The 22,149-nt window shown below is 70.6% G+C and carries 18 protein-coding genes and 3 pseudogenes; 8 read left to right on the plus strand and 13 right to left on the minus strand.

The window, feature by feature from the left end; all coding sequences use genetic code 11:
* Positions 1-56: 56 nt before the first annotated feature.
* Both O7632_RS01740 and O7632_RS01745 read left to right on the plus strand, forming a co-directional pair.
* Positions 57-731 (plus strand): DUF1986 domain-containing protein, encoded by a 675-nt coding sequence (locus O7632_RS01740; protein WP_278110842.1) that lies wholly within the window; start codon positions 57-59, stop codon positions 729-731.
* Positions 732-878: 147 nt separating this feature from the next.
* Positions 879-1,193 (plus strand): annotated as a pseudogene (locus tag O7632_RS01745) (heavy metal-binding domain-containing protein); the annotation flags it as partial.
* Between the two features lie 158 nt (positions 1,194-1,351).
* On the opposite strand, the gene purB reads toward O7632_RS01745, so the two are convergent.
* The gene (purB, locus tag O7632_RS01750; RefSeq protein WP_278110845.1) at positions 1,352-2,785 is read right to left on the minus strand and encodes an adenylosuccinate lyase; all 1,434 of its coding nucleotides are present in this window, start codon (positions 2,783-2,785) and stop codon (positions 1,352-1,354) included.
* Between the two features lie 267 nt (positions 2,786-3,052).
* Between purB and O7632_RS01755 the strand changes: the two genes are divergently transcribed.
* Positions 3,053-3,619 carry an IPT/TIG domain-containing protein gene (locus O7632_RS01755; protein ID WP_278110847.1) on the plus strand — a complete coding sequence of 189 codons (567 nt, stop codon included), beginning with the start codon at positions 3,053-3,055 and terminating at the stop codon, positions 3,617-3,619.
* Between the two features lie 79 nt (positions 3,620-3,698).
* On the opposite strand, the pseudogene O7632_RS01760 reads toward O7632_RS01755, so the two are convergent.
* Positions 3,699-4,990: pseudogene (locus O7632_RS01760) on the minus strand (acetyl-CoA C-acetyltransferase).
* Positions 4,991-5,092: 102 nt separating this feature from the next.
* Here O7632_RS01760 and O7632_RS01765 point away from each other — a divergent pair.
* A pseudogene (locus O7632_RS01765) lies at positions 5,093-5,580 on the plus strand (MaoC/PaaZ C-terminal domain-containing protein); the annotation flags it as partial.
* Positions 5,581-5,633: 53 nt separating this feature from the next.
* Here O7632_RS01765 and O7632_RS01770 read toward each other — a convergent pair.
* Positions 5,634-6,293: a TetR/AcrR family transcriptional regulator gene (locus O7632_RS01770; protein WP_278110849.1), complete on the minus strand. Its 660-nt coding sequence runs from the start codon at positions 6,291-6,293 to the stop codon at positions 5,634-5,636.
* 72 nt (positions 6,294-6,365) lie between these two features.
* On the opposite strand from O7632_RS01770, the gene O7632_RS01775 reads away from it, so the two are divergent.
* Positions 6,366-6,818: an SCP2 sterol-binding domain-containing protein gene (locus O7632_RS01775; RefSeq protein ID WP_278110850.1), complete on the plus strand. Its 453-nt coding sequence runs from the start codon at positions 6,366-6,368 to the stop codon at positions 6,816-6,818.
* A 135-nt stretch (positions 6,819-6,953) separates the two neighbouring features.
* Positions 6,954-7,454, plus strand: a complete 501-nt coding sequence (locus O7632_RS01780) for a hypothetical protein (protein WP_278110852.1) — start codon at positions 6,954-6,956, stop codon at positions 7,452-7,454.
* A 13-nt stretch (positions 7,455-7,467) separates the two neighbouring features.
* Here O7632_RS01780 and O7632_RS01785 read toward each other — a convergent pair whose 3' ends face one another.
* The 9 genes from O7632_RS01785 to O7632_RS01825 form a co-directional block, all read right to left on the minus strand.
* Positions 7,468-7,743, minus strand: a complete 276-nt coding sequence (locus O7632_RS01785; RefSeq protein ID WP_278110854.1) for a DUF2795 domain-containing protein — start codon at positions 7,741-7,743, stop codon at positions 7,468-7,470.
* A gap of 63 nt (positions 7,744-7,806) precedes the next feature.
* Positions 7,807-9,051, minus strand: coding sequence for a phosphoribosylamine--glycine ligase (purD, locus tag O7632_RS01790; RefSeq protein WP_278110856.1), 1,245 nt, complete (start codon positions 9,049-9,051; stop codon positions 7,807-7,809).
* Between the two features lie 35 nt (positions 9,052-9,086).
* On the minus strand, positions 9,087-10,451 hold the full coding sequence (locus O7632_RS01795; RefSeq protein WP_278110858.1) for a nitrate/nitrite transporter: 1,365 nt from the start codon (positions 10,449-10,451) through the stop codon (positions 9,087-9,089).
* 195 nt (positions 10,452-10,646) lie between these two features.
* Entirely contained in the window at positions 10,647-11,084 is a 438-nt protein-coding gene (locus O7632_RS01800) for a Rieske (2Fe-2S) protein (protein ID WP_278110859.1), read from the minus strand.
* A complete protein-coding gene (gene nirB / locus O7632_RS01805; protein WP_278110861.1) occupies positions 11,081-13,588 on the minus strand; it encodes a nitrite reductase large subunit NirB in 2,508 nt (835 codons plus the stop codon). Before nirB ends, O7632_RS01800 begins: the two co-directional genes overlap by 4 nt.
* Before the next feature lies 1 nt (position 13,589).
* Complete coding sequence (locus O7632_RS01810) at positions 13,590-13,937, minus strand: molybdopterin oxidoreductase (RefSeq protein WP_278110863.1); 348 nt, start codon at positions 13,935-13,937, stop codon at positions 13,590-13,592.
* Between the two features lie 14 nt (positions 13,938-13,951).
* A complete protein-coding gene (locus O7632_RS01815) occupies positions 13,952-16,081 on the minus strand; it encodes a molybdopterin oxidoreductase family protein (protein ID WP_278110865.1) in 2,130 nt (709 codons plus the stop codon).
* Positions 16,082-16,199: 118 nt separating this feature from the next.
* The gene (locus O7632_RS01820; protein ID WP_278110867.1) at positions 16,200-17,135 is read right to left on the minus strand and encodes an NAD(P)H-binding protein; all 936 of its coding nucleotides are present in this window, start codon (positions 17,133-17,135) and stop codon (positions 16,200-16,202) included.
* A gap of 32 nt (positions 17,136-17,167) precedes the next feature.
* Positions 17,168-18,130 carry an NAD-dependent epimerase/dehydratase family protein gene (locus tag O7632_RS01825; protein WP_278110869.1) on the minus strand — a complete coding sequence of 321 codons (963 nt, stop codon included), beginning with the start codon at positions 18,128-18,130 and terminating at the stop codon, positions 17,168-17,170.
* Between the two features lie 112 nt (positions 18,131-18,242).
* On the opposite strand from O7632_RS01825, the gene O7632_RS01830 reads away from it, so the two are divergent.
* A complete protein-coding gene (locus O7632_RS01830; protein ID WP_278110871.1) occupies positions 18,243-18,935 on the plus strand; it encodes a TetR/AcrR family transcriptional regulator in 693 nt (230 codons plus the stop codon).
* 58 nt (positions 18,936-18,993) lie between these two features.
* Here O7632_RS01830 and O7632_RS01835 read toward each other — a convergent pair whose 3' ends face one another.
* Positions 18,994-20,274, minus strand: coding sequence for an alpha/beta fold hydrolase (locus O7632_RS01835; RefSeq protein ID WP_278110873.1), 1,281 nt, complete (start codon positions 20,272-20,274; stop codon positions 18,994-18,996).
* A gap of 255 nt (positions 20,275-20,529) precedes the next feature.
* On the opposite strand from O7632_RS01835, the gene O7632_RS01840 reads away from it, so the two are divergent.
* Positions 20,530-21,747, plus strand: coding sequence for a hypothetical protein (locus O7632_RS01840; RefSeq protein WP_278110874.1), 1,218 nt, complete (start codon positions 20,530-20,532; stop codon positions 21,745-21,747).
* The last annotated feature ends 402 nt before the right edge of the window (positions 21,748-22,149 follow it).

The following is a 22,149-nucleotide window of genomic DNA, read 5'->3' on the forward strand; positions in this document are numbered from 1 at the left end:
GGCGGTGGCTCACCCGACCCGTCACCTCGGGTTACCCCTCGGAAGGAGCCCCCTCCATGCGCTTTCGCCTGACCCTGGCGGCAGTCGCCACCACCCTGATCGGCGTACTCGCCGCCCCCTCGACAGCCGCCGCCGCGCCGGAAGAAATCATCGGCGGCGGTACGGTCTCCTCGGCGCCGTGGGCCGCCGCGGTCTTCAGCAACGGCTCGTTCACCTGCTCCGGCTCGATCATCGCCCCCAACTGGGTGCTGACCGCGCGGCACTGCGTCAGCGGCTCGATGTCGGTCCGGGTCGGCAGCGTCTACCGGTCGTCCGGCGGCGTCACCCGTACCGTCAGCGCCGCGTACGGACAGTACGACCTGGCCCTGCTCTACTTCTCCAGCCCGATCAGCACCTCGTACGTGACGCTGTCCAGCAGCTACCCGCCGGTGGGCTCGACCAACAGCATCTACGGCTGGGGCATGACCTGCTACAGCGGCTGCTCGGCGTCGAGCCAGCTCAAGACCGCCTCGGTTCAGGTGACCAGCACCAGCGTCACCGACGCGTACGGCGGACGGGCCATCCGCAGCACCCGGATCAACGGCAACGCCTGGCGCGGTGACTCCGGCGGCCCGCAGTTCTACAACGGCCAGCAGGTCGGGGTGGCCTCCACCGCCAACGGCGTCAACATCCAGAACTACGGTTCGGTCGCCTACAACCGCAGCTGGATCCGGTCGGTCTCCGGGGTCTGAGCACCCCTGTCCGAAACGTCGCCGGAAGCTACGAACACGACGGTAACCGGCGCGGACTCCGAGATCAGGTACGGAGTCCGCGCCGTTCCGTTTCGCAGATGGCGCCGGGGCCACCAATGCTCGCATGACGAGCATCACGCTCCTTCTAGCATCGACGGCGTGCTGGTCGTGACGACGGATCATCTACCCGGCTACGAGATCAGGGCCGTGCTGGGCGAGGTGGTGACCTCGGTGGTCCGGTCTATCAACCCGTTCAAGGAAGGCGTCAAGCAACTCCGGGGCGGCAAGTCGGATCCGGACGGGGCGGCGAACCTGACCAAGTACCGGACCGAGATCGTCGGCAAGCTCGGCGAGGCGGCCAAGAAGAAGGGCGCCAACGCGGTGATCGGGATGCGCTTCGACACCCGGCAGATCGGCAACACCCACATGGAGCTCTGCGCCTACGGCACCGCCGCGGTGGTGCTGCAGATCCGTCCGGACGCCGGCGACGACTCCAAACAGCTGAAGGTCGAGGCCAGTCACGCCGACGCCAGCGCCGGAAACGAGACCGGCGGTTCCGCCGGCTCCGGCAGCAAATAGGTCGGGACCAGCGCGGCGAGGTTCGGCGGACGCGGCGAGGTTCAGAGGATCGGCGCGGGGTGGTAGGCGGCGGCCTTCGGATGGGCCGCGACCACCTCTGCCACCAGATCCGCCACCGCCCGTACCTGCGCGAGTGCCGCGCCCACGAAGCCGGCCCGGTCGTCGGCGACCGTGGCCAGCTCGTCGCGGCTCAGGCCGAGCCGGTAGTCGGCGGCCAACCGGTCGAACAGGTCGTTACCCGCCGCGCCCTCTTCCCGCATGGCGAGCGCCACCGCGACCGCGTGCTCCTTGATCACCTCGTGGGCGACCTCCCGGCCGACGCCCTTGCGAACGGCGGCGACCAGCACCCGGGTGGTGGCCAGGAACGGCAGGTAGCGGTCGAGCTCCCGGGAGATCACCGCCGGGTACGCCCCGAATTCATCCAGTACGGTGAGGAAGGTCTGGAACAATCCGTCGGCGGCGAAGAAGGCGTCCGGCAGAGCCACCCGGCGCACCACCGAACAGGACACGTCCCCCTCGTTCCACTGGTCGCCGGCCAACTCGCCGACCATGGACACGTATCCCCGGATCACCACGGCCAGTCCGTTCACCCGCTCGCTGGACCGGGTGTTCATCTTGTGCGGCATCGCGCTCGACCCGACCTGGCCGGGTCGGAATCCCTCGGTGACCAGCTCCTGGCCGACCATCAGCCGGATGGTGGTGGCCAGTGACGACGGCGCCGCCGCGACCTGCGCCAGGGCGGAGAGGACGTCGAGGTCGAGCGAACGCGGATAGACCTGACCGACGCTGTGCAGCACCCGTTCGAACCCCAGGTGCGCCGCGACTCGCTGCTCCAGCTCCGCGACCTTGGCCGGGTCGCCGTCGAACAGGTCGAGTTGATCGGCGGCCGTACCGACCGGGCCCTTGATCCCGCGCAGCGGGTACCGGCCGATCAGCTCGGTCAGCCGCTCGTACCCGATGAGCAGTTCCTCAGCCGCCGAGGCGAACCGCTTTCCCAAGGTGGTGGCCTGGGCCGCAACGTTGTGCGACCGACCGGCCATCACCAGATCGCCGTACTCGATCGCGAGCCGGGCCAGCCGCACCAGCGCCGCGACCGTCCGGTCACGGATCAGTTCCATGGACGCCCGGATCTGCAGCTGTTCGACGTTCTCGGTGAGATCCCGGGACGTCATTCCCTTGTGTACGTGCTCGTGTCCGGCCAGCGCGCTGAATTCCTCGATCCGGGCCTTCACGTCGTGGCGGGTGACCCGCTCACGGTCCGCGATCGCCGCCAGGTCGACCCGGTCGAGAACCCGCTCGTACGCCTCGACGACCCCGTCCGGCAGCGTCACGCCGAGATCCCGCTGGGCGCGCAGCACAGCCAGCCACAGCCGCCGCTCCATCCGGATCTTCTCCTCCGGGGACCAGATGGCGACGAGTTCCGGGGAGGCGTAGCGAGCGGCGAGCACGTTGGGGATCTGCGGGCGCGAAGTCACGTACCGCAGTCTGTCATGTCGCCGGACCCCGTCGGACCGGTCGGGCCAGCTGGCGACGGTGCGGTCGGCACCGTGGCGCGATCACGTACCTGGGGATCGCTATCCCGTCCGCTACCTTGACGACCGCCGGCTGCCCAATCTCGACATAAATGCGTAACTAGCCGCATTTTTCGTCGTTCAGCCAGACGGGTCCATCGCCGGCCGGGCCACTCCTGCCCTCGAAGCCGGACGTCGCCACCACTGAGACGAAGGAACGTGCGCCTCACCATGCAACGAAGAATCTCGATCACCTTGCTGGCGGCGTTCGCCGGTGCCGTCATCAGCTCGGAGACGACCGGTCCGGCCGACGCGACACTCGCCGACACCGCCCCGCCGACCGACGCGCGGGTCGCCGGCATCGACGCGGACACCGGACCGGCCTCGGGCGGAACCACCGTCGTCATCACCGGCACCGGCCTCACGGCCGCGACAGGTGTCACCTTCGCCGGCAGCCCCGGCGACAACTTCGCGGTGGACCGGGACGGAATGGTGATCATCGTGGACACTCCGCCCAACGCTGGCGGTCCCACCTCGGTCGAGGTCGTGTTCCCCGCCGGAGCCGTGCCGGCCGGTACGTACACCTACGTCGAACCGACCAGCCCGGACGGCGAACCCGAGACCGGGCGGAACGACACTGGGCGAGACGACACGACTGGCCTGACCCTCGTCGGCGCTTCCGGACCCGAGTTGCCGGTGACCGGGCCGGAGCCGGGCGACGTCGCGGCCGGCGGGGTACTGGCGATCCTGCTCGGCGCGGCGTTGCGGGTGGCCGCCGGCCGACGCCCCCCGCACTGACCACGCGCTCAGGTCTCACCGCGCAGCGGTACGCACTGCGACGGACCGCACCGCAGCGGTCCTCACACCTCAGCGGACCTCACCGCTCGACGATCGCCGTGACGCCCTGCCCGCCGGCCGCACAGATCGAGATCAGCGCGCGCCCGGAGCCGCGTTCGGCGAGCAGTTCGCCGCGGTCGCGACGATCCGCCCGCCGGTGGCGGCGAACGGGTGCCCGGCGGCGAGCGACGACCCGTTGACGTTGAGCTTGGCCCGATCGATGCTGCCGAGAGCCTCGGCCAGACCGAGACGGTCCCGGCAGAACTCCGGCGACTCCCAAGCCGCCAGCGTCGCCAGCACCTGTGCGGCGAACGCCTCGTGGATCTCGTAGAAGTCGAAGTCCCGCAGGGTCAGCCCGGCCCGTGCCAACAGGCGCGGCACCGCGTACACCGGGGCCGTCAACAGCCCGTCGTCGCCGTGCACGAAGTCGACGGCGGCGACCTCGGACGGCCCGAACCAGGCCAGCACCGGAAGGTCGCGCCGCGTCGCCCACTCCTCGCTGGCCAACAGTACGGCGGACGCCCCGTCGGTGAGCGGGGAGGAGTTGCCGGCGGTCAGGGTCGCCCGGTCGGCGTTTCGGCCCCGGGTGCCGAAGACCGGTCGGAGCCGGGCGAGTTTGTCGACGCTGGCGTCCGGTCGCAGGTTCTGGTCGCTGGTCAGCCCCAGGTAGGGCGTCATCAGGTCGTCGAAGAAGCCCCGCTCGTACGCGGCGGCCAGCCGACGATGCGAGGCGAGCGCCAGTTCGTCCTGTGCCTGTCGGTCGATGTTCCATTCCAGAGCTGTGATCGCCGCGTGTTCCCCCATGGACAGTCCGGTACGGGGTTCGGCGTTGCGTGGGGCCTCCGGGGCGAACATCTGACCCGGTCGCAGCCGCCGGGCGGCCCGGAGCCGGTCGCCGAGAGTCCGGGCGGAGTTGATCCGCAGCAGCGTACGGCGCAGTTCCTCGTTGACCGCCAACGGCGCGTCACTGGTGGTGTCGACACCGCCGGCGATCCCGACCTCGATCTGACCCAACGCGATCTTGTTGGCGACGAGGATGGCCGCTTCCAGCCCGGTGCCGCAGGCCTGCCCGATGTCGTAGGCCGGCGTACGGGGGTCGAGGCGCGAGCCGAGCACGACCTCCCGGGTGAGGTTGAAGTCCCGGGCGTGCTTGAGCACCGCCCCGGCCACGACCTCGCCGAGCAGTTCACCGGCCAGCCCGAACCGGGCGATCAAACCGTCGATCGCCGCGGTCAGCATGTCCTGGTTGGTGGCGTCGGCGTAGTGACTGTTGGACCGCGCGAACGGAATCCGGTTGCCTCCGACGATCGCGACCCGGCGGATGCTCGCCACGATGTGCCTCCTCCAGACACCGATCCCCTTGCCGATACCCTACTGACGAGTAGGATACGCCCATGGGTGACCGGTACGCGAGCTTCGCCAACTCCGCGCCGGGCCGCGCACGCCGCCCGGCTACGACCGCGTCGCCGAGGCTGGATGTTCGACGTGGTCGCCACGGCGAGTGTGGACGACGAGGTGGTGTGGCGCGGCGAGTCGACGTACCCGCACCGTACGGGCGGCCGCCGCCGTCGCGGCGAGGGTCCCGACGGCCCTCCTGGTGGCGGGTCCCGGCCCAGGTGGGTACGCGGTACGCCCGGGTCTCCGGGGACCACAATCCGATCCACACCTCGACCCTCGGCGCCCGGCTGTTCGGCTTCCGCCGGCGGATCGCCCACGGCATGTGGAGTACGGCACGGTGTCTGGCCGCTCTGGAGGGTCGGCTGCCCTCGGCGTACACGGTGGCGGTGACCTTCGCCGCGCCGATGCCGCTGCCGGCGACCGTCTCGTTCGCCGCCCGGGCCGACCTGGCCGGAAACGGTTGGACGTTCGGGCTGCACGACGCCCGGACCGCCCGCCCGCATCTGACGGGTACGGTCAGCTGACGGCCCGACGCGCTCAGCTGACGCTGGCCGGGCTCAGCTGACGCTGGCCGGGCTCAGCCGACGGCTGGCCGCCACAGTCGACCCCGCAGGAGTTGGGCCGCACCGAGCCAGGCCACGTTCATCATCCGGGCGGCGGTGACGTCCGGATCGGCTTCGGGATGGTCGACCAGCCAATCCGCGAGCGATTCGATCGCGCCCACCAGGGCGTGCGCCATGACGTCGAGATCGACCGGCCGCACCGGACGGCGAGGCGACTGCTCCTGCGGGTCGTCGACGCCGACCGCGCGGCCGAGCAGGCCGACGATCGCCGTCACCATGCTGGCCCGCAGGGTGGCGAGTTCCCCGGCGAACCGCTGCTCGGCCCGTGCCTGCCGGTAGAGCACCGACCAGCCGTCCCGGTGCGCGCCGACGAAGCCGAAGAAGGCCCGCAGCCCACGCCAGAGTTGCTCGTCACCCGCGAGGTCGGGACCGACCGCTCCGACGACCGCCTCCAGCAGCCGGGCCGCTTCCCGGTGCAGGCAGGCGACGAAGAGTTGCTCTTTGGTGCCGAGGTACGCGTACAGCATCGGTTTGGAGATGCCGGCCTGTTCGGCGATCTCGTCCATCGCGGCGGCGTGGTAGCCGCGTCGGGAGAAGATCAGCACCGCGGCGTCGAGCATCTGCCGCTCCCGTACGGCCCGGGGCAGGCGGCGGAACGCTGGGGCGGTGGACACCTTGTGAGCATACCTACGCGTGCGTAAGGTTACGCTAGAGTAGGTATGGTAAATCAACCCGGAGGGTGCATAATGACCGACTTCGACCCCGCGCGGCTCGCCTCGATGGACGCCAAGGAATTCACCAAACTGGTGAAATCGACGCCGGATTCCACAATCAACGAGGTGATGCAGAGCGACCTGCGCGGCCCCATCCTCGACGAGGCGTTCGGTCGGATGCCGTCCCTGTTCCGCCCGGAAAAGGCCGGATCCACCAGCGCGGTGATCCACTGGAACATCACCGGACGGCCGGACGGCGGCACCGACACCTACGAGATCGTCATCGACAACGGGACCTGCCAGGTCACCAGCACCCCGGAGCGGGAACCGCGCCTGACGCTGACTCTCGCGCCGCTCGACTTCGTCAAGGTGATCTCCGGCAGCGCCAACCCGATGATGATGTTCATGACCGGCAAGCTGAAGGCCAAGGGCGACCTCGGCCTCGCCGCCAACATCGCCAATCTCTTCGACATCCCCAAAGGCTGACCAGCCCGGCCCTCCTGATCCGCCGGCACCGATCCCCGATCACACCGACACCGATCCGCAGGCCGCCCCGATGCGTGTCCTCTGCTGAGGGGCGGTCGGCCACCGGCCCACCGGCCCCACGGCTGGGGGTTTGACGTGGAGCTGCCGTTCGTGATCACCACACTCGCCCGACGCGGCGTACTCACACCTGGGAACCCGATGCGGGTGGCGGCGCAACTCGACTCGCTGCGACGCTGGGGCTTCGGACTGGCCGGCGAGTTACGCCAGGCCGCCGCCCGCGACCCGGACCGGGTGGCGCTGATCGACGACGCCGACCGGGAGGTCACCTACCGCGAGCTGCTCACCCACGCCGAAGGCCTGCCGGGACGTTGCGTTCCACGTACGGTGTCGCCGCCGACCACCCAGCTCCGGGTCCTGCTGCACGACCGGGAGTTCAGCGAACAGCTCCTGGCCGTACCGGCCGACGTCGTCCGCGTCGACGCGACCCGGTACGCCGAGTTGTCACCGTCGGCACCGGCAACCGCGACCGCCCTCGGGCCGCCCGAACGCGAGGGCCGGACCATCGTGCTGACCTCCGGCACCACCGGCACCGGCAAGGTGGTGGCCCGCGAACTGCCCCGGCCGGCCGGCTTCTGAACCAGAGTCGGCGTCACGGCTGGCGCAGATGCTGGGCGACCCGCTGATGGTCCCGGAACCGCGCCCGCGCGGCCCGCTCGGCCGGATCCTGCTCGGGAGCCGGGTCGATCGCGGCCGACCGCGCCACCTGCGCCCGGTTGGCGTACTCGACCGGCGGCAACGCCCGCAACGCCCGCAGCACGCCCGGATCGGCACCGGCCCGCTGCGCCTCGGCGACGATCCGGTCCTTGTCCGCCGGGAAGTCCAGCTCGTTCAGGCTGTTCAGCACGTCCTGGTAGCTCGTCACCATGCCGGGTCGGTACCCGGCCCCGCTGCGGATATCCGATCGGGGCAGGATGATCCGGCCTTCGGCTCAGGGCAGGGTGATCCGACCTTCGGCGGCGGCCAGCGCGATGTCCCGCCGGGAGTGCCCGCCGGGCAGGGTGATCCCGGCCAGCAACCGGTACGCGGCGTCGCGCGCCTCTGCCAGATCGGCGCCGGTGCCGGTGGCGGCCAGCACCCGCCCACCGGCCGAGACGAGGTCACCGGAGTCGGTACGGGCGGTGCCGGCGTGGATCACGCCCGGCTGCTCGGCACCGGTGAGCACGTCGCCGGACCGCGACGTCGTCGGGTAACCGGCGGAGGCGAGCACCACGGTCACCGCCGCCCCGTCCCGCCAGCGCAGCCGCGGATGGTCGGCGAGGGTGCCGGTCGCGGCGGCGGACAGCAGCCCGGCGAGCGGCGTCTCCAGCAGGGCCAGCACCACCTGGGTCTCCGGGTCACCGAACCGGGCGTTGAACTCGATCACCCGGGGACCGGCGGCGGTGATCGCCAACCCCACGTAGAGCAGCCCGACGAACGGGGTGCCCCGGTGGCGCATCTCGGCGAGCGTCGGGTGCACCACCTCCGCCATCACCTGGTCCACCAGGCCGGGCGGCGCCCACGGCAACGGCGCGTACGCCCCCATGCCGCCGGTGTTCGGACCGCTGTCGCCGTCGCCGACCCGTTTGAAGTCCTGCGCCGGCAGCAGCGGCACCGCCGCCGTGCCGTCGGTCACCACGAACAGCGACACCTCGGGGCCGGCGAGGTACTCCTCGACCACCACCTGCCCACACGACTCGGCGTGGGCGAGGGCGGCGGTCCGGTCCTCGGTCACCACCACGCCCTTGCCGGCCGCCAGTCCGTCGTTCTTCACCACGTACGGGGCGCCGAAGTCGTCCAGCGCGGCTGCCACCTCCGCCGCCGTACGGCAGGTGGCGGATCGGGCGGTCGGCACCCCGGCGGCGGCCATCACGTCCTTGGCGAACGTCTTGGATCCTTCGAGTTCGGCGGCGGCGGCCGACGGCCCGAAGCAGGCGATGCCCTTCGCGCGTACCGCGTCGGCGACGCCGGCGACCAGCGGTGCCTCCGGGCCGACCACAACCAGGTCGGCGTGGGCCTCGACGGCGAGGGCGGCGACGGACTGCGGGTCGGTCGCGGTGACCGACCGCAGTTCGGCGACGGCCGCGATGCCGGGGTTGCCGGGGGCGGCGATCAGCTGGTCGACGGCGGGGTCGGCGGCCATGCTCAGGGCGAGCGCATGCTCGCGACCGCCGCTGCCGATGAGAAGTACGCGCACGACGACCGATCCTAGACGCCGGTCTGCGCCGTCTCCTAGACGCCGGCCTGCGCCATCCGTGAGCCGCGCCGCAGGTAGGCGAACCAGGTGACGGCCAACATCACCAGGAACAGGACCACGTAGAAGCGCAGCGCCGGTTCGATGTCACCGTACGTCGACCGGGCCCACGCGTAGCAGATCGGCACCAGGAAGCCGCCGAAGGCGCCGACCGAGGAGATGATGCCGAGCGCGCCGGCCGCTTCGCGGCGCATCCGCAGCATGGTCTCCGGGGAGCCGCCGCGATCCTCGCCCTTGACCCGGAAGATCTTCGAGATCATCCGGTACGTGGAACCGTTGCCGACGCCGGTGGCGACGAACAGCAGCATGAAGCTGACGAAGAAGATGCCCAGGTTCTGCTGCTGGACGGCCCAGAGCGCGGCGTAGGCGCCGGCCGCGAGGACGATGAAGCTGCCCGCGGTCACCCGGGCACCGCCGATCCGGTCGGAGAGCCGGCCGCCGAGCGGTCGGCTGACCGAGCCGATCCCGGCCCCGAGGAACGCCCAGCCGAGCGCGATGTCCGGCCGGTCGAACACCGCGTTCAGCAGGGTCGGGAACGCCGCCGAGTAGCCGATGAACGAGCCGAACGTTCCGATGTAGAGCAGCGACATGATCCAGGTGTCGCTGTGCCGCAGCGACGACCACACCGGTTCGACGTCGGCCTTGGCCTCGGCCAGGTTGTCCATGTATAGGTAGGCGCAGACAGCCGCGATGACCGCCAGCGGGATGTAGATGAGACCGGCCCAGGACAGCGCCAGCCCGCCGCCGATGACGAGCACCTTGGGCACCACGAACTGCACCACCGCGACGCCGATGTTGCCGCCGGCGGCGTTCAGCCCGAGCGCCCAGCCCTTTTCCCGTTCGGGGTAGAAGAACGAGATGTTCGCCATGCTGGAGGCGAAGTTGCCGCCGCCGAATCCGGCCGTCGCGGCGATCACCAACAACCAGCCGTACCCGATTTGTGGATTCTCGACCGCCCAGGCGAGACCGGCGCACGGAATCAGCAGCAGCAGCGCGGAGACGACGGTCCAGTTGCGGCCGCCAAAGATCGGCACCGCGAAGGTGTACGGCAGGCGCAGGAACGCTCCGACGCCGCTGGGTACGGCGGTCAGCCAGAGCGACTGGCTGACCGTGAGATCCCATCCCGCGCTGCCCAGCCGGACCACGACGATGCTCCAGAGCAGCCACACCGAGAAGCCGATGTGCTCGGCGAAGATGGAGAAGATGAGGTTCCGTCGGGCCACCGGCCGCCCCACGGTCTGCCAGAACTGGGGGTTCTCTGGCTCCCAGTGGGCGATCCAGCGCTTCCGGTTCTCGCGGGATTGGTCCTTTACCGTCTCGGTATCGACTGTCTCGTTGGCCATCAGGTGGCTCCTTGCGATCGGGTGGCGGACGGTGGCGATCGATGACGTCCGGGCAGATCCCGGAATCGACCAGGGAGCGGGTTTTCCGGGTGAATTGAGTGCTCAGCCTACGAAGCGAGTGTTTACTAGACGAGAAAACGGTGATGTCGATACGTGGTCATCGTCCGCACCGGCCGACCACAGGCATTGTGAGGTCTATCCGTGGCTGTCGGCCGGAGCCGACACCCACACGGTGCCGTCCGGGTCCTGGCGTATCGGGTAGACGCGCAGCGGCTGCTGCCCGCTACGGGAGCAGCCGGTCGCCAACTCGAAGATGTGCTGATGCAGTGGGCAGATCACCACCTCGGTGTCGACGAGGCCGTCGGCGATCGGGCCGCCGGCGTGCGGGCAGACCGCCGACACCGCCCGTAGCGCCCCCGTGGTCAGCCGGAACACCGCCACCATCTCGCCGTCGACCGGATAGGCCCGCCCTTCGCCCGGCGGAATCTCCGCCGCCGGACCGATCCGATGCTCGACCAACCGCCCGTCGGCCACGCCGCCGTCGTGCAACCGCCCGTCGGCCACGCCGCCGTCGACCAGGCGGCCGTCGGCCACGCCGCCGTCGACCAGGCGGCCGTCGTTCACGGCGGTCACGGCCGGTCCCCGGCGCGCACCGGCACCGCCGGTAGCGGCAGCAACGGCAGCGCGGTCCGGAACTGGCCCGGGGTCGCCGGGGTGTCCCGCTCCCGCCACGGATCCCGGTACGCGGCCACCGACTCCGCCATCCGTTCGTCGAGCCCGGCCCCGAGCCCGTCGCTGTCCTCGACGATCAACTCCCGCAGCCGTTCGATGCCGATCCTGGGCACGAACGCGTAGGTGCGTTCCAGCCAGTTGGCGTTCTCCCGGTAGTACTGCAGGAACCGGCCGGTCAACACCACCACCTCTTCAGGTGTGTCCACTGTGGCAAGCAGGTCACCTTTGCGGACGTGGGCACCGGCCGCGCCGCCGACGTAGATCTCCCACCTGCCGCCTTCGATCGCGACCACACCCAGGTCCTTGACGTACGCCTCGGCGCAGTTGCGCGGGCAGCCGGTGACCGCCAGCTTCAGCTTGCCCGGCGCCTCCAGCCCCTGGAACCGTTCCTCGATCGCGATGCCGAGCGCGGTCGAGTCGCCCAGCCCGAACCGGCAGAAGTCGCTACCGACACAGGTCTTCACGGTCCGGAAGCTCTTGCCGTACGCGTACCCGGACGGCATGTCCAGGTCGGCCCACACCTTCGGCAGGTCCTCCTTGCGAATGCCGAGCAGGTCGATGCGCTGCCCGCCGGTCAACTTCACCAACGGCACCTGGTGCTTCTCGGCCACGTCGGCGATCCGGCGCAGCTGGGCGGGAGTGGTGCAGCCGCCTTTCATCTGCGGTACGACCGAGAAGGTGCCGTCCCGCTGGATGTTGGCGTGCACCCGGTCGTTGATGAAGCGGGCACCGCGCTCGTCGACGTACTCGTCGCCCCACATCATCCGCAGCAGCGACACCAGGCCCATCTTGCTCTTGGCGTCCTCGCGGCCGTCGGCGAGCGCGTCGAACACCGCCGACACGCTGCGCAGACCTCGGGCGCGGATCTCGGCCATCAGGGTCGGCTTGTCCATCGGCACCCCGGGCACGTACCAGTTGGCGCTCGGGTCCGCCTCGACCTCGCCGCCGGCCGCCCAATCGACGATCTGCGCGACCAGGCTCTTGCAGGAGCCGCAGCCTTTGCCGGCGCGGGTGGCGTCCATCACCCCGGTCAGCGTGCGTACCCCGCCGGTCACGGTGGCGACCAGCGCGCCTTTGCTGACCCCGTTGCAGTTGCAGACCTGGGCGTCGTCGGCGAGTTCGGCGGCGGAGACCTCGGCCGACGGCCCGCCGAGGTCGAACAGCAGCCGGACCCGTTCCTCCGGCAGCGGCAGACCCCGGTCGAACGCCTGCATCAGGAAGCCGACCTTGCTGACGTCACCGACCAGGGTGGCGCCGATCAGCCGGTCGTCGCGGACCACCACGCTCTTGTAGACGCCGCGTCGGGGTTCGGCGAAGACCACGAACTCGTCGTCGTCACGTTCAGGGGCGGTGACGCCCATCGCGGCCACGTCGACCCCGGCGACCTTCAGCTTGGTCGCGGTCCGCGAGCCGTGGTACGCGGCCGTCGGGTCGGTGCCGGTGAGATGTCCGGCGAGCACCTTCGCCTGCTCCCACAGCGGGGCGACCAGTCCGTACGTCTGGCCCCGGTGCTGCACGCACTCGCCGACCGCGTAGATGTCCGGCTCGTCGAGCACCCGCAGCTGGTCGTCGACGACGATGCCCCGCTCCACCGGCAAGCCACTGACCTGGGCGAGCGCGGTGTTCGGCCGGATCCCGGCGGCGATCACCACCATGTCGGCGGCGAACGTGCGTCCGTCGGCGAGCCGGACCCCTTCGACGGCGTCCTTGCCGAGGATCCGTTCGGTACGGGCCTTCGTGACGACCTCGATGCCGAGCCGTTCGACGCTGCGCCGCAGGATGTCCCCGCCGGTAGCGTCGAGTTGGGCGTTCATCAGGTGGCCGGCGGCGTGCAGCAGGGTCACCGACACGCCGTACTGCTGCAGGCCGCGGGCGGCTTCCAGGCCGAGCAGACCGCCGCCGATCACCACCGCCCGCTCGTGGTCGCGGGCGTAGCGGATCATCGCCCGGGTGTCGTCGAGCGTACGGAAGGTGAACACGCCCTGGTGGAAGCCGCGCCGGGGATGGTGCGCGCCGTCGATCGGCGGCACGTACGGCACGCTTCCGGTGGCGATCACCAACTTGTCGTACGGTGTGGCCCTGCCGTCGATCGCGTGCACCACCTTGGCGAATCCGTCGATCCGGGTGACCTCCAGGCCGGCCCGCAGGGTGATGCCGTTCTCCTGGTACCAGGGCAGGCTGTTGAGGAAGATGCCGTCCTCGGCCTCGGCTCCGGAGAGCACGTTGGACAGCAGGATCCGGTTGTAGTTGCCGTACGGTTCGGCCCCGAACATGGTGATGTCGTAGCGGTCCGGGCCGACCCGGTCGATGATCTCCTCGACGGTACGGGCACCGGCCATGCCGTTGCCGACCACCACCAGCCTCGGACGTCGCTGAATTTGCGTCTGCGTCTGCGTCTGCGTCATGTCACACCTCGACCAGGCCGAGGTCGAGCACGACGGTGCCGGTGACCCCGGTCGGCGCGGCCACCTGCAGCTCCAGCACGGTGCCGCTGTCGAGGTCCTCGACCACCCGCAGCGGTACGTGCACCGCGTCGCGGGCGCCGATCGGGAAGTAGCGCATCGGGACGCCGTCGCGCAGCAGCAGGACGTAGATCAGCTCGCCGGAGCTGTTGCCGCCCCGGAAGTAGACGGTCTGCGCGACCAGCCCGTCCGGGACCGTGTAGCGCAGGGCGTCGTCCAGCGGCAGCGGAGTCTCCAACCCTTTGCCGTCGAACGTGAACACTCCTTGCAGGAAGCGTGGGGTCGACTGCATCGTGGTTCCCTTCGTCAGGTGGCGGGATCGTCCGGCCCGGCGAGGCGGCGCAGCGCCACCGCGCAGACCTTGAAGGCCGGCATCCGGGAGTGGCGGTCCAGGGTCGGGTCGGTCAACGCGTTGGCGCTGGCCAGGCCGCCCCAGTGGAACGGCACGAAGACGGTGTCCGGACGGATGTGCTCGGTCAGGTAGGCCCGGAACACCGCCCGGCCCCGCCGGGTGGTCAACTCGACCAGGTCGGCGGTGCCGATGCCGAGCCGGCGGGCCAGGTCGGGGTGGATCTCGGCCTTCGGGTCGCTGGCGGTGCTGGCCAGCGACGGCGCGCGGCGGGTCTGGTTGCCGCTCTGGTACTGGCCCATGATCCGGCCGGTGGTGAGCAGGTACGGGTAGCGGTGGTCGGGCAGCTCGGCCGGGTCGCGGTGCTCCACCCGGATGAACCGGGCCCGCCCGTCACCGGTGGCGAACCGTTCGGTGAACAGTCGCGGCGTACCGGGGTGGTCGTCGGTCGGGCACGGCCAGAACACTCCCTCCTCGGCTTCGATCCGCTGGTAGCTGATGCCGGCGTAGTCGGCGATCCCGCCGGCGCTGGCCCGGCGCAGCTCGTCGTAGACGGTCTGCGGGTCGGCGGAGAAGTAGGTGCCCCGGCCGAGCCGGTCGGCGAGCGCGGCCAGCACGCTCAGGTCGTCGCGTACGCCGTCCGGTGGCGGCAGCACCCGGCGGCGGCGCAGCACCCGACCTTCCAGGTTGGTCATGGTGCCTTCCTCCTCGGCCCATTGGGCGGTCGGCAGCACCACGTCGGCGACGGCGGCGGTCTCGGAGCGGAAGATGTCCGAGACGGCGAGGAAGTCCAGCGCGGCCAGCCGGTCGGCGGCCCGGTTCCGGTCGGGTGCGGAGACCAGGATGTTGGAGGCGAACACCAGCATGGTGCGGACTCCGCCGGGGGTGCCGATCTGGTCGATCATCTCGGTGGCGGAGACCCCGGGGCCGGGTAGTTCGGCCGGGTCGACACCCCATACGGCGGCGACGTGGGCGCGGGCGGCCGGGTCGTCGATCCGCCGGTAGCCGGGCAGCTGGTCGGCCTTCTGCCCGTGTTCGCGGCCGCCCTGGCCGTTGCCCTGACCGGTGACGGTGCCGAAGCCGCTGCCGGGTCGGCCGGGCAGCCCGAGAGCGAGGGCCAGATTGATGTACGCCTGGGTGGTGTCCGTACCGCTGCTGTGTTGCTCGGCGCCGCGCGCGGTGAGGATCATCGCGGTCGGCGCGGTCGCGAGGGCGTGCACCGTACGCTGCAGCAGGTCCTCGGAGACGCCGGTGATCCGTTCCACCCGGTCCGGCCAGTAGCCGGCGACGGCGGCGCGGACGGCGGCGTAGCCGGTGGTGCGGTCGCGGATGTACGCCTCGTCGATGTAGCCGGCCCGGATGGCGATGTGCAGCAGCCCGTTGGCCAGGGCCAGGTCGGTGCCGGGTGCCACCGGCAGGTGGATGCCGGCGCCCCGGGCGGTCGCCGTACGCCGGGGGTCGGCCACGATGTGGACGGCGCCGGCGGCCCGTCCGGCGTCGAAGTACTGCATGGCCGGTGGCATCGTGTCGGCCGGGTTGCCGCCGACGACGAGTACGGCGCGGGCGTCGGCGATGTCGGCGAGTGGGAACGGCAGGCCCCGGTCGATGCCGAAGGCCCGGTTGCCGGCGGTGGCCGCCGAGGACATGCAGAACCGGCCGTTGTAGTCGATGTGCGGGGTGCGCAGCCCGATCCGGGCGAATTTGCCCAGCTGGTACGCCTTTTCGTTGGTCAGCCCGCCGCCGCCGAACAGGCCGACGCTGGCCGGCCCGTACCGGTGCTGGCTGGTCTGGATCGCGGCGGTGATCCGATGGAGGGCCTCGTCCCAGCCGGCCGGACGCAGCGGGCTGCGTCGGTCGGCCGGGTCTGCCCGCACCAGCGGGGTGAGCAGCCGGTCCGGGTGGTCGAGCAGTTCGGGCGCGCTCCAGCCTTTGGCGCACAGTCCGCCCTGGTTGGTGGGGAAGTCGGCTGGCTCGATGACGGGTGGTCGGGGCGGTGCCGGCCACATCCGTACCCCGCACTGCAGGGAGCAGTACGGGCAGTGGGTCGGCACACCCCCGCCGAGGTCGGGACTACCGGGGTCGCCCATTGCCCGATACTCATCAATCGACGTTGCACTATCGTGTTGCTCGGGTCACGTCGCTGTTGCCAGGTCTTGTCGCACTCGCCGCCGTGGATGTGATCCAGTCACCGGGCGGCGCTATCCGTCAGCGCGGATATTGGTCGGCCGGCGGTGGCGCGGCGAAGGTGTCGCGCAGCGCCGGATCGAGCGGCCGACCGGTCACCGGTTCGATGAACAGCTCGGCCAGGAGGACGTCGGCGAGGTGGTCCGGGGCGAGACCGGACTCCTTGCCGCCGAGCGCCTGCAGCACACCGCCAAGCCGCAGGCCGGCCCGGACCGCCCCGGCCGGCAGGCGGGTCACCCGACGGGGCCGGCCGACCGCCGCCGCGATCCGCGTGATCATCTCGTGCCAGGTAAGGTTCTCGTCGGCGACCGGGATGTCCGTGCCGCGCGCATGCTCCAGCGCGTCGACCGCGACCTCGGCGACACTGCGGGCCGAGATCGCGGCGGTTCCGCCGACCGGTACGAGCAGGGGTGCCCCCGACCGCGCCCACCGGTCCAGCGGGCCGGCCCAGTTGGGCAGCCGGTCACCGGCCCGGCCGAAGACGAAGGGCAGTTCCAGCACCGCGACCGGCAGGTCGGGCCCGGCCGCCGCCCGCGCCTGCGCGGCCTGCTCCAGTCGGCACCGGATGTACGCGTGACGGTCGGCGAGCCGCCACTGCGGACGCAGCCGGTCGACGTAGGTGTAGTAGGAGCCGAGGATCACCCCGCGAGTGACCCCGGCGTCGCGGGTGGCGGTGAACGCGCGCGCCACGGGGTCGACGATCTCGCGGCGGAGTACGGGAAGGATCGGCTTGCGGAGCACCCGCTGCTCGTCCGCGCGGCTGCCGTACACGATGCCGTCCTGGCCGGCGAGCAGTGGCCGCAGGTCGTCGACCGAGGCGGTCTCGACGTCGAGCACGTGGTCGACGCCGGCGCGCGGGGTCCGCGCCACCGTGGTCACGACGTGGTCCCGCTCGCGCAGCACGTCCACGACGTGGGTGCCGATGAGGCCCGTTCCACCTACCACGAGAATGCGCACGTCGCATCGTCCACTGCGGATGCCGTCCCTTGTCAAGCCGTGGTGGCGCTCTGGTCGGCCAGCGCCCCGCCGACCGGCGTGCCGCCGAGCAGGGCGACGGCCTCGCGCAGCGCCGCGTCGATCGGCTGGTGCCGCAGGCCGAAGGTGGCGGTGGCGGCGGTGGAGTCCATGACGAACGGCCGCGCGAACTGGTAGGCGGTGGTCCGCAGTTCGCGCAGCATCGGGGAGAACAGGCCGGTGGCGTACACGATCGGACCGGGGATGGCGGTGAGCTTCGGCGCGGGTGCCCCGGCCACATCCGTGAAGCGGGTGGCGAGTTGCCGGATGGTCAGCGGCGGCGCGCTGGGGGTGTGCCAGGCGCGGTTCCAGGCCCGCTGGTCGGTGGCGGCGGCGACCAACATGGCCGCCATGTCGTTGGTCGAGGTCCAGGTGTGCGGTACGTCGAGCGGTGCCGGCACGAAGGCGCGGCGGCCGGCGAGCAGCGGCGCGCCGAGCACGTTGGTGAAGATCGACTGGGCCTGCAGGTAGTCGCTGCCCCGGACCTCGGTGACCGCGCGGATCCGGCCGGCGCGCTGGGCGGCGAGGGCGGCGCGCCAGATGTCGGCCCGCATGGCCAGCTTGGGGTGGCGGGCGGCGAGCGGGGTCTGTTCGGTCATCGGGTCGGTGACCTCGCCGTAGCCGTACAGGCAGCCGGCGATGACCAGTGGGGCGCCGGAGCGTTCGGCGGCGGTGAGCAGGGCGGCGGCCATCGGCGGCCAGTCGGTGAGCCAGCGGTGGTAGGCCGGGTTGAGGCAGTTGTAGATGGCGGTGACGCCGTTGGCGAGGCTGGCGAGCCGGTCGGCGTCGGTGGCGTCGGCGGCGATCCGCTCCACCTGCGGGTGGGTCGGGCCACGGCCGGAGCGGCTGACGATCCGGACCTGCTCGCCCCGGTCGGCCAGGTGGCGTGCGGTGGTGGTGCCGACCATGCCGGCGCCGAGGATCAGGTGTACGGACACTGGAGTCTCCTCTGCTCATCGAGAGCACCGCTCTCTGGTGAGTTTGATGCTCTCCCATCGGGTCGATGTTCGTCAAGAGCACTGCTCTCGGAAGTGTGCGACACTCACTGGCATGCCAGCCGCCGCCATCCGGGCCCGAGCCCGGGCCGAAATGATCACCGAAATCAAGGCGATCGCCCGCCGTCAGCTCGCCACCGACGGCGCGAACCTGTCGCTGCGGGCGGTCGCCCGCGACATGGGGATGGTCTCGTCGGCGATCTACCGCTACTTCCCGAGCCGCGACGACCTGCTCACCGCGCTCATCGTGGACGGCTACCACGCCCTCGCCGCCGACGCCGAAGCCGCCGACGAGGAGGTCGGCGACCGGGCCGACCTGCGCGGCCGGTGGCTCGCCGTCTGCCACGCGATCCGCCGGTGGGCGCTGGCCCACCCCGCCGAGTACGCCCTGCTCTTCGGCAGCCCGGTACCCGGCTACGCCGCCCCGGCGGAAACCACCACGACGGCCGTACGGATTCCGACCGTCCTGATCCGGATCCTCGTCGACGGCGTCGCCGCCGGCCTGCTGGTCGACACTGGCGGCGAGAGCCTGCCCGGCCCGGTCCACGCCGACCTCGCCGCCGTCCGCGACGCGCTCTTTCCCGGGCTGCCCGAGACCCTGCTCGCCGGCGGCGCCCTAGGCTGGACCCAGTGTTTCGGCTCGGTCAGCTTCGAACTCTTCGGCCACCTCGACGGCACCATCCGCGCCCGCGAGGAATACTTCGACCACCAGATGCGGCAGATGGCGCACCTGATCGGGCTGCCCTGACAGGGCCTGCGCCCTGCGTTGGTGAGGCCTGCCGGCTCGGTTGGTGAGACCTGCTGGCTCAGTCGGTGAGGAAGGCGTCGATCTGCGCCAGGAACTCCGGCCACGCCGGCTCGGACGCGGTGAGCAGATGGTTACGACTGTCCAGCAGGACCAGTTGGCTGTCCGGGATGAGCGTGGCCAGTTCGGTGGCCTGCGAGGTCGGCACCCGCAGGTCGTCGCGGGAATGCAAAATCAGGGTCGGGCACCGTACCCGGTGGGCGATGTCCGACACGTCGATCTTGGCGAACTCCTCCAGGAAGCGGACCCCGTTGGCCGGTGACGTGGTCCGCCGCTGGAAGTTGATGAACTCCTCCAGCTCCTCCGGGGTGCCCTCCGGCAGGAACTGGGCGGCGAACACCCCGAGAAAGCTCGGATCCTGATGGGTCCAGCCGATCCGGGCCAGATCCAGATCGAGTGCGGCTTCGTCCCGCTCGGCCTGGTCACGCGCCCGGACCTGCCGACCCCGGGCGTACGCCCCGGCGAGGATCAGCCGGCTGACCCGTTCCGGGTGCCGGACGGCGTAGGCCACCGCGACCGCGCCGCCCTGCGACACCCCGAGCAGCGGAAACCGGTCGAGCCCGATGGCGTCGGCCAAGGTTTCGAGATCGTCCACCCAGTCGTCGAACGTGAAGCTCGGCACCTCCCAGTCCGACATGCCGCACCCCCGCTCGTCGTAGCGGATCAGCTGCCGGTCACGGGCCAGACCGCTGAGCCAGTGCGACCACACCGGGGTGGACCACTCCAGATCCAGGTGGGTCATCCAGTTGGCCGCCTTCAGCAGCGGGGGACCCGATCCGACGGTGGCGTAGGCGATGCGGGTGCCGTCGGCGGCCTGGCAGAACCGGACGACCTGACGGTCCGCGCCTATCGGCTGGCCAGCAGCCGGTGGACGTGCCACCTCCGGGCTCGCGGCCGGCGGGCTCGCGGCCGATGGCCGGCCGCCGGGCTCCGGCTCGGATCCGGGCGTACGGTGGTCGTCACGGGCCGCCGTCGCCTGGCCGACGAACTGGTAGCCCCGCCGATGCACGGTACGGATCAGCCGCTGCTGGCGACCGGTGTCGCCGATGGCCAGTCGGGCGCTGCGCAGCGCGGTGGTGAGTGCCGCTTCGCTGACGAAGCGATCTCCCCACACCTCGTCGAGCAGTTCGTTCTTTGGCACGACCCGATCCTGGTGCTCGATCAGGTAGTGCAACAGATCGAGGGCGCGCGGCTCGACGTGGACCGGCACGTCGGCTCGACACAGCTGATAGCGGGCCATGTCCAGTGCGTACTCGCCGAAGCGGTAGGTGTCACCGGCCATCGGCGTAGCGTACCCGGCCGCCGTACCCTGCGGGCCGGCTGGATGATCTTGGCGGTCACACACAGGCTCAGCACCGGCGCATGATCGACCTCCGTGGATCACATCGAGGAATCTGCTTGAATCCCGACCGTTTCTGTGTACAGTTCTTGTCAGTGGGAGCGTCGCGCAGAGGTCGAATCGGATTCCTCATTTCTCCCTCAAGAAAAACCCAACCTCTCCTCAGGTATCCATTCATCGCGGTCAACAGACTCACCCATGACATCCGTTCATCGTCACAAGACGTTCCGGGCCGCGCGTACGGCCGCCGCGCTCGCCGTGCTGATGCTGGGTCCGATGCTCGCCGTCAGCACCCCCGCTGCCGCCTCCGCCACCGTGCCCACGGCGGAGATGGCCGACTGTCTGCTCTACGAGTCGAGCGACCAGCTGGCCTGCTACCGCGACTTTCGGACCGCAATGAAGGTGGCGACGGCCGGGGCGGTCACCGACGCCCCGCGCGACGGCAGCCGACTCGACGCCGCGACCACCGAGCGGATCGCCGCCGCTGGCGAGACCGCCACCCGCGCCATGGCAGCCGGTACGGCCGCAGCCGCCCCGGTGGTGCTCGGAGTCGCGTACAAGAACGCTGACTTCACCGGCGGCACGCTCAACCTGATCTCGACCACCGGCACCTGCAGCGGCGGCAACCGCTACTTCTTCAACAGCTTCTCCAAGGGCGTCTTCAACGACGCGATCAGCTCGTTCAAGAACCTCACCGACTGTGCGAGCAACTACTACCTCGACGCCAACCCCACCGGCACCCACCACATGTGGTACTCCAACGACCAGCTCGCACAGGTGCCCGCCGACGACCAGTACAGCTCGGTCGAGTTCTGGGACGGCCCGTCCCGCCAGGAACTCTTCGACCGCTGTGACAGCCGCGCCGAATACTGCCGGTTCGAGCCGACAGCGGCGGTGACCGAGAGTGCGGCCGGCTTCCGTGAGGTGGCCCGACACTGGAACTGCACCCCGTACGACAACAACCTGTCGGTCGAGTGGTCCGACACCACCGGCGGGTCGATCTCCATGGCCACTGAGGTCAGCGCGACGGCCAGCTTCGGCATCGGCGCGCTGGGCAACGTGTCGGCGAGCATCAGCCAGAGCATCGGCCGGGAGTGGAATTGGGAGTCGACCGTCTCCCGAACCACGTCGCTCGACGCCGGTCCGATGGGCTGGGCCGCGCTGGACCGCAGCCCCAAGCTGCAGACCGTGCAAGGCACGATCGAGATGAAGCTGAAGAACAGCGCCTGGGGCCGCAAGGAGTGGCACATCTGGGACTTCAAGGCGACCGTCGAGGTCCCCGGCCACCTGGGCGTCACCCGGTCCCGGGGCGGCCCGATGACCGAGGCCGAGATCGCCGCGCTCTGCACCGACCCGGCCCGCCGAGCCGCCGCGCCGACCCGTTTCGAGACCCGTCACGAGCTCGCCGACGCCTGATTGCAGACGGGTGTCCCGGGGTGTCTGTCAGCGCGCTGCCGGACACCTTGGTGGCGGCAAAGAACTCTCGCGCGGCTTCACGCAAATCACTTGGACCGGAGATGGTGCCGAGATCATTGAGGCATCACCACCATCCGACCTGGCGGGAAACAACTGCGCCAGTTGGACAATTGGGCTGTCTACACACATTGGACTTTCATACGCTGTCCCACTATGCGATGATGGCTGGGATGTAACCTGGAATCAGACACTTCATAAGGTCGAGTGGCACGGGGGCAGTGCAGGAGGAGAGTCCGACACACGAAGCGCATCCGGCGCTAACACCGCCCGCCTGCCCTGGACTACCACAAGAGTCCGCATGAATTTCTTGATCGGTTGGACGTACTCCTGTCTTTTCTCCTG

Origin of the sequence: Solwaraspora sp. WMMD406, from assembly GCF_029626025.1 — a bacterium.
Lineage (GTDB): Bacteria > Actinomycetota > Actinomycetes > Mycobacteriales > Micromonosporaceae > Micromonospora_E.